Raw genomic sequence first — 15,839 nt, forward strand, 5'->3', positions numbered from 1 at the left:
AGATAAGTTTTCTTGGGAGGGAAGTAAAATCCCTCATGCGTTCAATCGGCAAAATTACGCCATATATCCTGAATATCTTCCATCAGGAAGCCACGATAGAGCAAAAAGCGCTGGATTTTAACTTTTTCTGCAAACTCACGCGGCAGCGGCTCGCCGTATTTGCGAATTGCCTGATCTCTCGCAAGTTCTCCCCACGCGATATCGCATTCGCGCATGGCCTTTTCGGTTGATTCACGCGCGATCCCTTTTTGGTTAAGCTCCTGGCGAATACGCGCAGGGCCATAGCCTTTACGACTGCGGCTGGCGATAAACCGTGAGACAAAGCGCTCATCATCCAGATAATGATGCTCATAGCACCAGGCGATAACCCGGTCGTAATCTTCCGCCGTGGCATCAATCTCTTCCGGCCCATTTTTGCCCATCACCGGGGCCGCGAGTTTACGCCGTAACTCTTGCTCGCTGTGGTCGCGCACGGCCAGAATACGCACCGCGCGATCCAGTAAGCGGGCATAGGCAGGGCGGCGAGTTGTGGGTTCGGTCATACAAAACCTGCTGGTTCAGAAATGCAAAAAGGGCCGCATTCGCAGCCCTTCATTTTTAAACGAGAGAATTAAAAGTCTTCGTTAGTTTCTTCAACGTTCGCGCCATCAACCGTGAAATCAGGTGTTGAATCCTGGTTGTTCAGCAGCAGTTCACGAACTTTCTTCTCAATTTCTTTCGCCGCAGCCGGGTTCTCTTTAAGCCAGGAGATGGCATTCGCTTTACCCTGACCAATCTTGTCGCCGTTGTAGCTGTACCAGGCGCCCGCTTTTTCAATCAGCTTCTCTTTCACACCCAGGTCAACCAGTTCGCCGAAGAAGTTGATACCTTCGCCGTAGAGGATCTGGAATTCAGCTTGTTTGAACGGTGCAGCGATTTTGTTCTTCACAACCTTCACGCGGGTTTCGCTACCGACCACGTTCTCGCCCTCTTTCACCGCGCCGATACGGCGGATATCAAGACGGACAGACGCGTAGAATTTCAGTGCGTTACCACCGGTAGTGGTTTCCGGGTTACCGAACATCACACCAATTTTCATACGGATCTGGTTGATGAAGATAAGCAGCGTGTTGGACTGCTTCAGGTTACCCGCCAGCTTACGCATTGCCTGGCTCATCATACGTGCCGCGAGGCCCATGTGAGAGTCACCGATTTCACCTTCGATTTCCGCTTTTGGCGTTAGTGCAGCAACGGAGTCGACTACGATAACGTCAACAGCACCGGAACGCGCCAGCGCGTCACAAATTTCCAGCGCCTGCTCACCTGTGTCTGGCTGAGAACACAGCAGGTTGTCGATATCAACACCCAGCTTACGGGCATAGACCGGGTCCAGCGCGTGCTCGGCATCGATAAACGCACAGGTTTTACCTTCGCGCTGCGCGGCTGCAATAACCTGTAAGGTCAGGGTCGTTTTACCGGAGGATTCTGGCCCGTAGATTTCTACGATACGGCCCATTGGCAAACCGCCAGCGCCCAGTGCGATATCCAGAGAAAGCGAACCGGTGGAGATAGTTTCCACATCCATGGAACGGTCTTCACCCAGGCGCATGATGGAGCCTTTACCGAATTGCTTTTCGATCTGGCCCAGTGCTGCCGCCAACGCTTTCTGTTTGTTCTCGTCGATAGCCATTATTACTCCTGTCATACAGTAAATACGTTTACGTATTTACCGGGGTGAATTCTGTTCTGTTGGTGCAATTATACTGTATGGTCATACAGTATCAAGTATTTTGTAGAAATTGTTGCCAGAGCGTTTTTAACGCATATTCCGTTGCCTGACGACGCACGCTTTCGCGATCGCCGCTAAAGCATTCACGGCGGGTAATCCCCTCGCCTTTCGACGTTGCAAAACCAAACCATACGGTGCCAACGGGTTTCACATCGCTACCGCCGTCCGGCCCGGCAATGCCACTTATCGAAATGGCATAATCCGCGCGCGCTGCTTTAAGGGCACCAATGGCCATTTCAATCACCACCGGCTCACTGACCGCGCCATGCTGTTCGAGCGTGGATTCACGCACGCCAATCATCTGTGCTTTAGCTTCATTACTGTAGGTCACAAAGCTACGCTCAAACCAGGCGGAACTGCCCGCAATATCCGTAATCACTTTCGCTACCCAGCCGCCAGTACAGGACTCTGCCGTTGTTACTGTCGCACCGCGCTGCTTTAACGCCAGCCCTACCACTTCGCTAAGCTGCATCAATTCATGGTCAGTCATTATCGCTCCAGGCCTTTGAAAAACGTGCAGCACAAGATAACACTTTCTCGTCAGATATGGGGATGAGGTTCAGGTTTTACGAGAGGGCTTCAGAAAAAGCCGATGCGGGCGCATCGGCTTCGCAGGTTCTTATTTCATGCTGTCGGCGATGGTATCAACATTGTGGCGAAATGCTTTAACGTAGGTATCCGCCACACCACCTTTTGCCGAAAGCGCTTCAGGGTAGAGTTCGCCTCCTGGCTGTGCACCTGTCGCACTGGCGATCTGTTTCACCAGACGCGGATCAAGCTGGTTTTCCATAAACCAGGTTTTCACACCATCGGCTTTAATCTGGTTGATAATCTCAGCCACCTGCGCCGCACTGGCTTCGCTCTCGGACGACAACCCTTGTGGTGCCATAAAAGTCACACTGTAGGCGCGGCTGAAATAGCCAAAGGCATCATGGCTGGTCAGCACTTTGCGTTTTTCCTGCGGGATCGGGCTAAAGCGTGATTTGGCCCAGTTATCCAGCTGGATGAGTTGTGCGATATACGCTTTGCCGGTGCCTTCCAGCGCAGCTTTATCTTCCGGGTCTGCCTTCACCAGCCCATTCAGGATATTTTGCGCATACAGGGCACCGTTTGCCGCGCTGTTCCAGGCATGTGGGTCAGTCACGGTTTTTCCGTCTTCTTCCAGAGTGTGTGTTTTCACACCAGCCGATGCCACCACCAGCTGGCCTTTAAAACCGGACGCTTTCACCAGACGGTCAAGCCATCCCTCCAGCCCAAGGCCGTTCACCACCACCACATCAGCCTTACTTAGCGCAGCGCTGTCTTTGGGTGACGGCTCAAAGGTGTGCGGGTCGCCATTCGGCCCCACCAGCGTTGTCACGTTTACGTTTTTACCGCCGACTTCCTGGGTGATATCTCCCAGGATCGAAAAGCTGGTCACCACATTAAGCGTTTTTGCCATCACAGTGTGCGACATCATTCCGAGCGCGAGCGCAACGACTAACCCTGTACGTTTCATTTTTTCCCCTTGTGTTAAAAAAGCGCGCGCAGACTGCCAGCCAGCCTGCTGCGCGTGCCAAATAAAACCGAAATAAAGAACAACGCGCTGGCGGTCAGCACAATGGATGGCCCGGCAGGTAAACTCACCGCCCAGGAGAGGCTTAACCCCAGCCATGCGCAAAAAATACCGCTAATACCGGCCATCAGGAGCAACCCAGGCAGCGTACGTACCCAGCAGCGCGCGGCTACCGCAGGTAGCATCATCAGCCCAACGGCCATCAGCGTGCCGAGCACCTGGAAACCGGCCACCAGATTGAGTACCAGCAGAGCGAGAAACAGGCCGTGCAGCAGGCCTGGCAACCCGCGGGCGTTAACCTGCAACCAGGCGGTATCGAACGCCTCCGTCACCAGGCCACGATAAAAAATAGCCAGCGTAATCAGGGTGAAGATGCACACACCAGCCACGAACATCGCCGCGTCGTTATCCACCGCCAGAATGGAGCCAAACAGCAAATGCAGCAGGTCAACGTTTGAACCGCGCAGCGACACCAGCGTGACGCCCAGCGCCAGCGAGCCAAGATATAAACCGGCAAAACTGGCATCTTCTTTAAGCGGTGTGCGACGGCTAACCAGACCGGCCACCAGCGCTACCACAATCCCGGCGATAAAACCGCCGAGACTCATCGCCAGCAGTGACATCCCGCTCAGTAAGTATCCCACCGCCACGCCGGGCAAAATCGCGTGTGACAAGGCATCGCCCATCAGGCTCATGCGGCGTAACAGAAGAAAGACCCCCAGTGCAGTGGTGCTGACAGACAGCGCCAGGCACACCACCAGTGCGCGACGCATAAAGCCGTAGTCGATGAACGGCTGGAAAAAGAGATGCCAGATCATGCCACCCTCACCCGTTCGGTTTGCAAGAAAGGGATATCGGAATCCAGTCGTAATGTTTGCGGGAAGTGGCGCGCCACGCGCTCGCTGTCATGCAGCACCGCCAGCAGCGTTTGCCCCTGCTGGTACATCTCCAGCATCAGCGCCATCAGCACGTTGCAGGTTGCTTCATCAACGCCTGTAAAGGGTTCATCGAGCATCACCAGCGGGGCCTGTTGCACTAATACGCGGGCAAATAACATGCGCTGAAACTGGCCGCCAGAGAGTTCATCAATAGTGGAAAGCGCCATCGACTCCAGCCCCACGCGCTCAAGAGCGCTGCCGATACGCAGCCGCGCTCCCCGTCGTAATCCGGCCAGCAGCGAAATTCCCGGCCAGCACCCCATGCTGACAACATCCAGCACGGTCAGCGGAAATTGAGTTTCCAGGGCATGGCGCTGCGCGAGCCAGCCGATCACCGGGCGTTTTCCCTGCCAGCGAAAGCTGCCGCTTACGGGCGGGATAAACCCGGCGAGCGTTTTCAGCAATGTCGATTTCCCGCAGCCGTTGGCACCGATAATGGCGGTCATACTCCCGTGTTCAATAACACCGGTAATAGCACCAGTGACGGGCTGGCGTTCATAGCCTGCGGTCAGTTGATTCATGACGATCATGGCAAGGCCACCGCCCAGCGCACGGCCAGCCCGATAAAGACAATAAGCACCAACGCCAGCAGAAATCGCGTCAGTGCGGAAAGAGAGAAAAAGGACGTTGACATCACAGCACCACATCAAATGTTATAACATAACAATAATGAAAGATAATTAAGATGTAAATGAGAGAGGTAAAAGGGAGTGTGGCGAAATGTTTCTGCGGGATGACCCTCTCCCATGGGAGAGGGTCAGGGTGAGGGCATCAGGCCGCATCGTGCACGCAACCATGCCGGGTGGCGGCGTTGCCTTACCCGGCCTACCCGTCAGAATGAGTTACTGACTAAACGGTGACGCTGCCGGGACACGCGCCTGTGACACTGCCAGCCCCAATTGCCACACCGCCATTGCGTAATGGGTACTGTGGTTGTAGCGGGTAATAGTGAAGAAGTTCGGCAGCCCGTACCAGTACTGATAACCCGTACCAATATCCAGACGTAGCAGGCTCGCCTGCTGCGCATTACCCAACGATTGCGTTGGTGTTAAGCCCGCTGCTGCCAGCTGCGAAATGCTGTAGTTGGTTTTGAAGCCATTTTCCAGGCCCGGAGCCTGACCATTGGCCTGCACGGCAACCTGGTCGCCAGGTACCCAGCCATGCGCTTTGAAGTAGTTCGCCACGCTGCCGATAGCATCCACCGGATCCCACAGGTTGATGTGGCCATCACCGTTAAAGTCAACGGCGTACTGCTTATAGGAAGACGGCATAAACTGGCCATAGCCCATTGCCCCGGCAAACGACCCTTTCAGATCCAGCGGATCGTCCTGTTCGTTACGCGCCATCAGCAGGAAGGTTTCCAGCTCAGAAGAGAAGTATTCAGCACGGCGTGGATAGTTAAAGGAGAGCGTTGCCAGCGCATCCAGGATGCGGGTCTTACCCATCACACGGCCCCAGCGGGTTTCAACGCCAATGATCCCGACGATAATTTCAGGCGGTACGCCGTACACCTGCCACGCGCGGTTCAGGGCATCTTCATACTGGTTCCAGAACACCACTCCATTTTGCACGTTGTCCGGGGTAATAAACTGTTTGCGGTAACGCAACCATGCGCCATTTGGCCCGGTCGGCGCCTGTGCGGTCGGGGCTTGTCTGTCCATCAGACGCAGCACGTAATCCAGACGTTTCGCCTGGGAGAGGATCTCATGCAGCTGTTGTCTGTCAAAACCGTGTTTGCTCACCATATTATCGATGAACTGCTCAGCTGCCGGGTTATTCGCGAAGTCGCCGCCCATCTGCATCGTATTGTGCTGAGGCTCAAGCAAGAATCCCCCTGAAGGCGCACCAGCAGTGGGCTGAGCGGTTTCAGTTTTAGGTTTGCTACTACAGGCAGAAAGCAGGATAAGCGCAGGTAACAACGCTGCATAACGACGCTTGAACATGAGACATCCATTTAACGAGTTCGACAAGAAGCCAGTATGGTAAAACATCCCCGACACCTCAAGGAAGCGGTACTCGCACCCACTACCAAATCTTTACGCTCCCCAACGCAAATCTGCACTTTTTTCAACCAAAGCGCTTTTCCCCTGCCCATTAACTTTCAAAATAATACATTTTTCTTTCATTGTGAGATCTAATTAACACTTTAAAACCTTTCAAAGTGATTATTATTAGCCGCAGTTATACAAAAACAAGAAGCCCCACAGGAGAGAAGAATGATAGATATCATCACCCACGGCGCCGAGTGGTTCATCGGGCTATTTCAGAAAGGCGGAGAAGTGTTTACCGGCATGGTGACCGGGATCCTGCCGCTGCTGATAAGCCTGCTGGTTATCATGAACGCGCTGATTAACTTTATCGGCCAGAAACGCATTGAACGCTTTGCCCAGCGCTGCGCCGGGAATCCGTTATCCCGTTACCTTGTCCTGCCCTTCATCGGCACTTTCGTGTTCTGCAACCCAATGACCTTAAGCCTCGGCCGCTTTATGCCAGAGAAATACAAGCCGAGTTATTACGCCGCTGCATCTTATAGCTGCCACTCGATGAACGGCCTGTTCCCGCACATCAACCCCGGCGAATTGTTTGTTTACCTCGGTATTGCCAGCGGCCTGACGACGCTTGGCCTGCCGCTCGGCCCGCTGGCGGTGAGCTATTTGCTGGTCGGCCTGGTCACTAACTTCTTCCGTGGCTGGGTGACCGACCTCACCACCGCGATTTTCGAGAAAAAAATGGGCATTCAGCTTGAACAAAACGTCCAGCTTTCAGGAGCCACAGCATGAGCCGAATTCGTATTGAAAAAGGAACGGGCGGCTGGGGTGGCCCGCTGGAACTCGACGCCACACCGGGTAAAAAGATTGTTTACATCACCGCAGGCACACGCCCGGCGATTGTCGACAAGCTGCGCGAATTGACTGGCTGGGAAGCGGTAGACGGCTTCAAAGAAGGCGAGCCGCCAGAGTCCGAAATCGGCGTTGCCGTAATCGACTGCGGCGGCACCTTGCGCTGCGGCATTTACCCAAAACGCCGTATCCCGACCGTAAATATCCACTCAACCGGGAAATCTGGCCCGCTGGCGCAGTACATCGTTGAAGACATTTATGTTTCCGGCGTGAAAGAAGACAACATTCGTCTGGCTGATGGTTCTGCTGCTCCACAGAAAACAGAAGCAAAAGCTGCGCCACGCGATTACGACACCAGCAAGAAAATCACCGAGCAGAGCGACGGTCTGCTGGCAAAAGTCGGGATGGGGATGGGCTCGGCGGTGGCGGTGCTGTTCCAGTCCGGGCGCGACACCATCGACACCGTGTTGAAAACCATTCTGCCGTTTATGGCATTCGTTTCGGCGCTTATCGGCATCATCATGGCGTCGGGCCTGGGCGACTGGATTGCCCACGGTCTTGCCCCGCTTGCCAGCCATCCGCTTGGGCTGGTGACGCTGGCGCTGATCTGCTCCTTCCCGCTGCTGTCGCCGTTCCTCGGCCCGGGTGCAGTGATTGCGCAGGTGATCGGCGTGCTGATTGGCGTGCAAATTGGTCTGGGCAATATTCCCCCGCACCTTGCCCTGCCCGCTCTGTTTGCCATTAACGCCCAGGCGGCGTGCGACTTTATCCCGGTTGGGCTTTCGCTTGCCGAAGCGCGTCAGGACACCGTACGCGTTGGCGTGCCATCGGTTCTGGTGAGCCGCTTCCTGACGGGCGCGCCAACGGTGCTGATTGCCTGGTTTGTCTCTGGCTTTATTTACCAATAAGAGGTTCCTGTGATGACCGTGATTTACCAAACCACCATTACCCGCATCGGCCAGAGCGCGGCCGATGCGCTCAGCGACCAGATGCTGATTACCTTTCGCGAAGGCGCGCCAGCGGATATCGAAGAGTTCTGTTTTATTCATTGCCATGGCGAGCTAAACGGTGAACTCAAGCCCGGCAGCCAGCTGGAGCTGGGTGAAATGCGTTATGCCGTGACCGCCGTGGGCGATGTGGCTGAACAAAATCTGCGTGAACTGGGGCATATCACCCTGCGGTTCGACGGCCAGCCGCAGGCGGAATATCCCGGCACCGTTCATGTGGATGGCCCTGTTCCGCAGGCTGTTACCCCGGGCTGCACATTAAAGTTTGTTGCGTAATTTAAGGAGAGAAATATGAGTCAGGTTGCCGTTGTCATTGGTGGGGGACAAACCTTAGGAGAGTTCCTCTGCCGTGGGCTTGCCGCAGAAGGTTACCGCGTGGCGGTTGTCGATATTCAGAGTGAAAAAGCCGCACGCGTGGCGGACACCATCAATACCGAATTTGGTGAAGGGATGGCGTACGGGTTTGGCGCCGATGCCACCAGCGAGCATAGCGTAATGGCGCTTGCCCGCGGAGTGGACGAAATTTTTGGCCGTACCGACCTGCTGGTTTACAGCGCCGGGATTGCGAAAGCGGCGTTTATCAGCGACTTTGCGCTGGGGGATTTTGACCGCTCCTTGCAGGTGAATCTGGTGGGCTATTTCCTCTGCGCTCGCGAGTTTTCGCGTCTGATGATCCGCGACGGTGTTCAGGGACGCATCATCCAGATCAACTCGAAATCCGGCAAAGTGGGCAGTAAACACAACTCGGGTTACAGTGCGGCCAAATTTGGTGGCGTAGGGCTGACGCAATCCCTGGCGCTGGATCTCGCCGAGTACGGGATCACCGTGCACTCGTTGATGCTGGGCAACCTGCTGAAATCACCAATGTTCCAGTCCCTGCTGCCACAGTACGCCACCAAGCTTGGGATTAACGCCGATGAAGTAGAGCAGTATTACATCGACAAAGTGCCGCTGAAGCGCGGCTGCGACTATCAGGACGTGCTGAATATGCTGCTGTTTTACGCCAGCCCGAAAGCCTCTTATTGCACCGGACAGTCGATTAATGTGACCGGTGGGCAGGTGATGTTCTGAGTTCATTCCCCGGTGGCGCTGCGCTTACCGGGGCTACAAAACCCCGTAGGCCGGGTAAGGTGCAACCGCCACCCGGCAATTAAGGAGCCAACATGGTAACAGCACTCATCACCGTCGCCGCTATCGCCTGGATCTGCCAGATGGCGTTTGGCGGCTGGCAAATCCATCAGTTCAACCGCGCGTTTGATGCATTGTGTCAGAAAGGCCGCGTGGGCGTCGGGCGCTCTGGCGGGCGTTTCAAACCGCGTGTGGTCGTGGCGGTTGCGCTTGATGAACATGACAATGTCTGCGATTCACTCATCATGCGCGGGATGACGGTTTTTGCCCGACCGGCGAAAATCCAGGCAATTAACGGCAAATCGTTGCAGGAATTGCAGCCTGATGTGATCTTTCCCCATGATTCACTCTGTCAGAATGCACTATCATTAGCGCTTAATCTGAAACATGGATAATTTCGTTGTGAACGCTATAAGCTTGCGAAATTATCATTTTGCAACTTAAGGAACAGAGCGCCTATGAAACCACGTCAGCGGCAGGCGGCCATTCTGGAGCATCTGCAAAAGCAGGGAAAATGCTCGGTAGAGGAACTGGCGCACTACTTTGACACCACCGGCACAACGATACGCAAAGACCTGGTGTTGCTCGAAAACTCCGGTGCCGTCATCCGCACCTACGGCGGAGTGATGCTCAATAAAGACGAAGCCGATCCCCCTATCGACCACAAAACGCTGATCAATACTCACCAGAAAGCGCTGATTGCCGAAGCTGCCGTGAAGTTTATCCACGATGGCGACTCTATCATCCTTGATGCCGGCAGCACGGTGTTGCAGATGATCCCGATGCTCAACCGCTTTAACAACATCACCGTGATGACCAACAGCCTGCATATCGTCAACGCCCTGTCGGAGAACGACTGCGAGCAAACCATCCTGATGCCAGGCGGGACGTTCCGTAAAAAATCGGCCTCATTTCACGGCCAACTGGCCGAGAATGCCTTCGACCACTTCAGCTTTGATAAACTGTTTATGGGGACGGACGGCATCGACCTGAACGCCGGGGTGACCACGTTTAATGAAGTGTTCAGCGTCAGCAAAGCCATGTGTAACGCCGCGCGGGAAGTCATTTTGATGGCTGACTCGTCGAAGTTTGGCCGTAAAAGCCCCAATATTGTGTGCAGCCTTGAAAGTGTCGATAAGCTGATTACCGATGCGGGCATCGATCCGGCGTTTAAAAAAGCGCTGGAAGAGAAAGGAATCGACGTTATCGTAACCGGAGACAAAGATGAGTGATTTTCTGTTAAACGCAGGCCGCCAGACCCTGATGCTCGAATTGCAGGAAGCGAGCCGCCTGCCGGATCGCCTGGGCGATGATTTTGTCCGTGCGGCGAACACCATCATTCAGTGTGAAGGCAAAGTGATCGTCTCAGGTATGGGTAAATCCGGCCATATCGGTAAGAAGATTGCCGCCACGCTTGCGAGTACCGGAACGCCTGCGTTCTTTGTTCACCCAGCAGAGGCGCTGCATGGCGATCTGGGGATGATCGAAAGCCGCGACGTGATGCTGTTTATCTCCTACTCCGGCTCGGCAAAAGAGCTGGATCTCATCATTCCGCGCTTGCAGGAAAAAGCCGTTGCCCTGCTGGCGATGACCGGAAAATCCCGCTCGCCGCTGGCGCTGGCGGCAAAAGCGGTGCTGGATGTTTCCGTAGAGCGTGAAGCCTGCCCGATGCACCTGGCCCCCACCTCCAGCACCGTAAACACCCTGATGCTGGGTGACGCGCTGGCGATGGCGGTTATGCAGGCGCGCGGCTTTAATGAAGAAGATTTTGCCCGTTCTCACCCGGCAGGCGCGCTGGGCGCACGGCTACTCAATAAAGTGCACCACCTGATGCGCACCGACGATGCCATTCCACAGGTAACACTGGATACCAGCGTGATGGATGCGATGCTGGAGCTGAGCCGTACCGGGCTTGGGCTGGTTGCCGTCTGCGATAACAACGGTTTTGTGAAAGGCGTTTTTACCGACGGCGACCTGCGTCGCTGGCTGGTCGGCGGAGGCAAGCTGGAATCGCAGGTTTCAGAAGCGATGACCCAGGGCGGGCTGACGCTGAATGCAGAAAGCCGCGCCATCGAAGCCAAAGAGGTGCTGATGAAGCGCAAAATCACTGCCGCCCCGGTGGTGGATGAGAGCGGCAAGCTGTGCGGTGCAATTAACCTGCAAGATTTCTATCAGGCCGGGATCATCTAACCTTTCAGACCCAGACGTTTCGCCAGCCGGTGCAGGTTGGCGACGTTCGTTTCCAGCGCCCGCGCGCACGCCGCCCAGCTGCGGTTATTCTGCTCTAGTGCGCGGGTGATCATCTGACGCTGAAACTCTTCCGTTGCTTCGCGCAGATTCTCGTTACTGATTTCCGGGATGTCCTGCGTCACAACATGCGCGGTTTCATCATGCAGCGCAAAGTGACGCGCGTGGATCACCACTTCATCACCTGAACGTGCGGCCCGTGCCAGCACGACGGCACGGTGGATGGCATGTTCCAGTTCACGCACGTTGCCCGGCCAGCCGTAACTTAACAGATGTGTTCTCGCCCCGGGGCTTAACACCACGCGGGAAAGCCCCATCCGCAGACGACACTGTTCGCAGAAGTAACCCGCCAGCAGAACCACATCTTCACCGCGCTCACGCAGCGCAGGGACGGAAAGCGGGAAGACGCTCAGGCGGTGGAACAGGTCAGCACGGAAATTCCCGGCCAGCACCTCTTCACGCAGGTCGCGGTTGGTCGCCGCCAGCACGCGTACATCCACTCTTAAGCTGCGATCGTCCCCCACGCGCTGAATATCACCGTACTGCAACACGCGCAGCAGTTTGGCCTGTAACGACAAAGACAGCTCGCCAATCTCGTCGAGGAATAACGTGCCGTTATCCGCCATTTCAAACTTACCGCTGCGGTTGCTGATGGCCCCGGTAAACGCCCCTTTAACGTGACCAAACAGCTCACTTTCCGCCACGCTTTCCGGCAACGCAGCGCAGTTGAGGTACACCAGCGGGTTGACCGCACGTGGAGAGGCTTCGTGAATCGACTTTGCCACCAGCTCTTTACCGGTGCCGGTTTCACCGAAAATCAGCACGTTCAAATCAGAAGCCGCCACAATGTCGATCTCTTTTTTGAGCTGCACCATGCCCGGCGAAAGGCCAATCATCTCGGTGTGGGTGACCTGTTCAAATGCCGCCGGGCTGCCCGGCAGAATGTTCTGGCTCTCCAGCTGTTCAATCAGCAGTGCGTTGTTAAGCGCACCGGAAGCCAGGGCCGCAATCAGCCGCAGCTCTTCGTCACTGAAGGTATCGAACTGATCCGGTGACATACCATCAAGCGTCAGGGCGCCAATCAGGTTCTGCCCGGCAAACAGCGGCAGGCCAATACAGGCGTGTACTTTGAGGCTCTCCTGCCCCGGGATCAGCCCATCATAGGGATCAGGCAAGTCGCTGTCGGCAGGGAAACGCACCACATCACCCGCACGGGCGATAGTTTCCAGCCGTGGATGGCCTTCCAGCGTAAAGCGCCGCCCCAGCACATCCTGCGCCAGGCCGTCGATGGCCAGCGGAATAAACTGCCGACCTTCGTAACGCAGCAGCGCTGAGGCATCACACTCCAGCACGTCGCGGAGCGTGGAGATCAGCCGTTGAAATCGGTCCTGATGGCCAATACCGGTTTGCAGTTCAATGGCGATCTTCGCCAGTACGTTTACAGAAAAGCTCATCTCAACCTCGCTGTCATTTTGACAATGCATATTGTCATATTGACAGTTTTTAAGATAGTCATAATGACTACCCATTACGAGTAATAAACAATTAAATACATTTAAATCAATCAGATAAAAAGTTGGCACGCAACTTGATATAGCTAAAACATCTTATTTGAAAACGCCGTATTAATTGAGGTTGCTATGTCTATTCTGGTTAAAAATAACATTCATTGGGTTGGCCAACGTGACTGGGAAGTGCGTGATTTCCACGGAACTGAATACAAAACGCTGCGCGGCAGCAGCTACAACAGCTACCTCATCCGTGAAGGTAAAAATGTTCTGATCGATACCGTCGATCACAAATTCAGCCGCGAGTTCGTGCAGAACCTGCGTAGCGAAATCGATCTGGACGCTATCGACTACATCATTATCAACCATGCAGAAGAAGACCACGCCGGCGCGCTGACCGAGCTGATGTCTTACATCCCAAATACCCCAATTTACTGCACCACCAATGCTATCGACTCAATCAACGGTCACCACCACCACCCGGAGTGGAACTTCCACACCGTGAAAACCGGTGACTCACTGGATATCGGCAACGGCAAACAGCTGATCTTCGTTGAAACGCCAATGCTGCACTGGCCTGACAGCATGATGACTTACATGACCGGCGACGCGGTGTTGTTCAGTAACGATGCATTCGGCCAGCACTACTGCGACGAACGTCTGTTCAACGACGAAGTGGATCAGGCCGAGCTGTTTGAGCAGTGCCAGCGCTACTATGCCAATATCCTGACGCCATTCAGCCGTCTGGTGACGCCGAAAATCACCGAGATCCTCGGCTTCAATCTGCCGGTTGATATGATTGCGACCTCTCACGGCGTCGTATGGCGTGAAAACCCAACCCAGATCGTTGAGATGTATCTGAAATGGGCGGCGGATTATCAGGAAGACCGCATCACGATTTTCTACGACACCATGTCCAACAACACCCGCATGATGGCGGATGCGATTGCCCAGGGCATCAACGAAGTTGATCCGAACGTGGCGGTGAAAATCTTTAACGTGGCGCGCAGCGATAAAAACGACATCCTGACCAACGTGTTCCGTTCCAAAGGTGTACTGGTTGGGACGTCCACCATGAACAACGTGATGATGCCGAAAATCGCTGGTCTGGTGGAAGAGATGACAGGTCTGCGTTTCCGTAACAAACGCGCCAGCGCTTTTGGTTCACACGGCTGGAGCGGCGGCGCGGTTGACCGTCTGTCTACCCGCTTGCAGGACGCCGGTTTTGAGATGTCCATGAGTCTGAAAGCCAAATGGCGCCCGGATATCGATGCCCTGGAAATCTGCCGCCAGCATGGTCGCGAGATTGCACGTCAGTGGGCGCTTGCTCCACTGCCAGAATCCACGGTGAAAGCCCCTGAACAGCAGGAAGCCTGCGCCTGTGCGGCAGCCGCGGCGGCAAATCTCGGCCCGCGTATGCAGTGCAGCGTTTGCCAGTGGATTTACGACCCGGAACTGGGCGAACCGTTGCAGGACGTAGCACCAGGCACACCGTGGAGCAATGTCCCGGACAACTTCCTGTGCCCTGAATGTTCACTGGGTAAAGACGTCTTTGACGAACTGGGTACGGAGGCAAAATGAACAACGGGATCGTGATCATCGGCTCGGGCTTTGCCGCCCGCCAGCTGGTGAAAAATATCCGCAAACAGGACGCGAACGTGCCGCTGACGCTTATCGCCGCCGACAGCATGGACGAGTACAACAAGCCGGATTTAAGCCATGTCATTAGCCAGAATCAGCGCGCAGAGGATCTCACCCGCCAGACGGCGGGAGAGTTCGCGGAACAATTAAACCTGCGGCTGTTTCCCTATACCTGGGTAACGGATATCGATGCCGCCGCGCATGTCGTGAAGAGCCAGGATAAAACCTGGCAGTACGACAAGCTGGTGCTGGCAACAGGTGCGGCCGCTTTTGTCCCACCGGTTGAAGGTCGCGAGCTGATGGTGACACTGAACAGCCAGCAGGAATATCAGGCCAGCGAAACCAGGCTGCGGGACGCACAGCGGGTAATGATTGTAGGCGGCGGCCTGATTGGCACCGAGCTGGCGATGGATTTTTGCCGCGCCGGGAAAGCGGTCACCCTGGTTGACCATGCCGCGAGCATCCTTTCCGCACTGATGCCAGCAGAAGTAAGCAGTCGTTTACAACACCGGCTGACCGATATGGGCGTACATCTGCTGCTGAAATCTCAGCTGCAAGGTCTGAGCAAAACCGAAACCGGCATTCGCGCCACGCTTGATCGCCAGCGCAGCGTAGAGGTTGACGTGGTGATTGCCGCAACCGGCCTGCGCCCGGAAACAGCGCTTGCCCACCGTGCGGGCGCAGAAACGAATCGCGGTGTGAAGGTCGACAGTTACCTGCAAACCACGCAGCCGGATATTTATGCCCTGGGTGATTGTGCGGAAATTAACGGACAGGTATTGCCCTTCCTGCAACCTATTCAGCTCAGTGCCATGTATCTGGCAAAAAACCTGCTCGGGACAAGCGCGCCGCTGAAATTACCCGCCATGCTGGTGAAGGTAAAAACGCCGGAGTTACCGCTGCATCTTGCAGGCGAAACGCAGCGACAGGATTTGAACTGGCAGTTAGCCATTGAGCCGCAGGGCATGGTGGCCCGCGGCGCTGATAATGACGGTCAGCTACGCGCCTTTGTGGTTAGTGAAGATCGGATGAAGGAGGCTTTCACACTGTTGAAATCGCTGCCCGCTTAGTTTTCAGTCTGTTACCACGCTTACTTAACCTTAGGATTTTATTATCCGCCGCCCCGATGTCCCGGGGCTTTTTTTGCGCATCCTGTTCGCCATATAAATACAAAAAAGATAAATCATTGCTTACAGTCCTTTGTTTA

17 protein-coding genes are annotated in these 15,839 nt (G+C 55.1%); 9 read left to right on the plus strand and 8 right to left on the minus strand.

Annotated features, from left to right (window positions below; translation table 11 throughout):
• Positions 1 to 41: 41 nt before the first annotated feature.
• From recX to mltB, 7 genes are all read right to left on the minus strand, one after another.
• A complete protein-coding gene (gene recX, locus ACT9TW_RS23200) occupies positions 42 to 542 on the minus strand; it encodes a recombination regulator RecX (RefSeq protein ID WP_182062192.1) in 501 nt (166 codons plus the stop codon).
• 68 nt (positions 543 to 610) lie between these two features.
• Entirely contained in the window at positions 611 to 1,669 is a 1,059-nt protein-coding gene (gene recA / locus ACT9TW_RS23205; protein ID WP_446493813.1) for a recombinase RecA, read from the minus strand.
• A 91-nt stretch (positions 1,670 to 1,760) separates the two neighbouring features.
• The gene (gene pncC, locus ACT9TW_RS23210; protein WP_014071491.1) at positions 1,761 to 2,258 is read right to left on the minus strand and encodes a nicotinamide-nucleotide amidase; all 498 of its coding nucleotides are present in this window, start codon (positions 2,256 to 2,258) and stop codon (positions 1,761 to 1,763) included.
• A gap of 129 nt (positions 2,259 to 2,387) precedes the next feature.
• On the minus strand, positions 2,388 to 3,266 hold the full coding sequence (locus tag ACT9TW_RS23215; RefSeq protein WP_446493814.1) for a metal ABC transporter substrate-binding protein: 879 nt from the start codon (positions 3,264 to 3,266) through the stop codon (positions 2,388 to 2,390).
• Between the two features lie 14 nt (positions 3,267 to 3,280).
• Positions 3,281 to 4,141, minus strand: a complete 861-nt coding sequence (locus ACT9TW_RS23220) for a metal ABC transporter permease (RefSeq protein WP_315686588.1) — start codon at positions 4,139 to 4,141, stop codon at positions 3,281 to 3,283.
• Positions 4,138 to 4,791, minus strand: coding sequence for a metal ABC transporter ATP-binding protein (locus tag ACT9TW_RS23225; RefSeq protein WP_315686590.1), 654 nt, complete (start codon positions 4,789 to 4,791; stop codon positions 4,138 to 4,140). Before ACT9TW_RS23225 ends, ACT9TW_RS23220 begins: the two co-directional genes overlap by 4 nt.
• Positions 4,792 to 5,103: 312 nt before the next feature.
• Positions 5,104 to 6,204, minus strand: a complete 1,101-nt coding sequence (mltB, locus tag ACT9TW_RS23230; protein WP_315686593.1) for a lytic murein transglycosylase B — start codon at positions 6,202 to 6,204, stop codon at positions 5,104 to 5,106.
• A 273-nt stretch (positions 6,205 to 6,477) separates the two neighbouring features.
• Between mltB and srlA the strand changes: the two genes are divergently transcribed.
• The 7 genes from srlA (at position 6,478) to gutQ (ending at position 11,426) form a co-directional block, all read left to right on the plus strand.
• A complete protein-coding gene (gene srlA / locus ACT9TW_RS23235) occupies positions 6,478 to 7,041 on the plus strand; it encodes a PTS glucitol/sorbitol transporter subunit IIC (RefSeq protein WP_182062198.1) in 564 nt (187 codons plus the stop codon).
• Entirely contained in the window at positions 7,038 to 8,009 is a 972-nt protein-coding gene (gene srlE / locus ACT9TW_RS23240) for a PTS glucitol/sorbitol transporter subunit IIB (RefSeq protein ID WP_446493815.1), read from the plus strand. The genes srlA and srlE overlap by 4 nt, the downstream gene beginning before the upstream one ends.
• A 12-nt stretch (positions 8,010 to 8,021) precedes the next feature.
• Positions 8,022 to 8,384, plus strand: coding sequence for a PTS glucitol/sorbitol transporter subunit IIA (srlB, locus tag ACT9TW_RS23245; RefSeq protein ID WP_182062200.1), 363 nt, complete (start codon positions 8,022 to 8,024; stop codon positions 8,382 to 8,384).
• Positions 8,385 to 8,399: 15 nt separating this feature from the next.
• Positions 8,400 to 9,179: a sorbitol-6-phosphate dehydrogenase gene (gene srlD, locus ACT9TW_RS23250; RefSeq protein WP_182062201.1), complete on the plus strand. Its 780-nt coding sequence runs from the start codon at positions 8,400 to 8,402 to the stop codon at positions 9,177 to 9,179.
• A 92-nt stretch (positions 9,180 to 9,271) separates the two neighbouring features.
• Positions 9,272 to 9,631, plus strand: a complete 360-nt coding sequence (gene gutM, locus ACT9TW_RS23255; RefSeq protein WP_446493816.1) for a transcriptional regulator GutM — start codon at positions 9,272 to 9,274, stop codon at positions 9,629 to 9,631.
• Positions 9,632 to 9,694: 63 nt separating this feature from the next.
• Complete coding sequence (srlR, locus tag ACT9TW_RS23260; protein WP_217186787.1) at positions 9,695 to 10,468, plus strand: glucitol operon DNA-binding transcriptional repressor SrlR; 774 nt, start codon at positions 9,695 to 9,697, stop codon at positions 10,466 to 10,468.
• Positions 10,461 to 11,426, plus strand: a complete 966-nt coding sequence (gutQ, locus tag ACT9TW_RS23265; protein ID WP_182062203.1) for an arabinose-5-phosphate isomerase GutQ — start codon at positions 10,461 to 10,463, stop codon at positions 11,424 to 11,426. The genes srlR and gutQ overlap by 8 nt, the downstream gene beginning before the upstream one ends.
• Here gutQ and norR read toward each other — a convergent pair.
• Complete coding sequence (gene norR, locus ACT9TW_RS23270; protein WP_446493817.1) at positions 11,423 to 12,937, minus strand: nitric oxide reductase transcriptional regulator NorR; 1,515 nt, start codon at positions 12,935 to 12,937, stop codon at positions 11,423 to 11,425. The genes gutQ and norR overlap by 4 nt on opposite strands.
• 186 nt (positions 12,938 to 13,123) lie before the next feature.
• On the opposite strand from norR, the gene norV reads away from it, so the two are divergent.
• Positions 13,124 to 14,572: an anaerobic nitric oxide reductase flavorubredoxin gene (gene norV / locus ACT9TW_RS23275; RefSeq protein ID WP_446493818.1), complete on the plus strand. Its 1,449-nt coding sequence runs from the start codon at positions 13,124 to 13,126 to the stop codon at positions 14,570 to 14,572.
• Positions 14,569 to 15,702 carry an NADH:flavorubredoxin reductase NorW gene (gene norW, locus ACT9TW_RS23280; RefSeq protein WP_446493819.1) on the plus strand — a complete coding sequence of 378 codons (1,134 nt, stop codon included), beginning with the start codon at positions 14,569 to 14,571 and terminating at the stop codon, positions 15,700 to 15,702. Before norV ends, norW begins: the two co-directional genes overlap by 4 nt.
• Positions 15,703 to 15,839 lie beyond the last annotated feature (137 nt).

It is taken from the genome of Enterobacter sp. C4G1 (assembly GCF_052886895.1).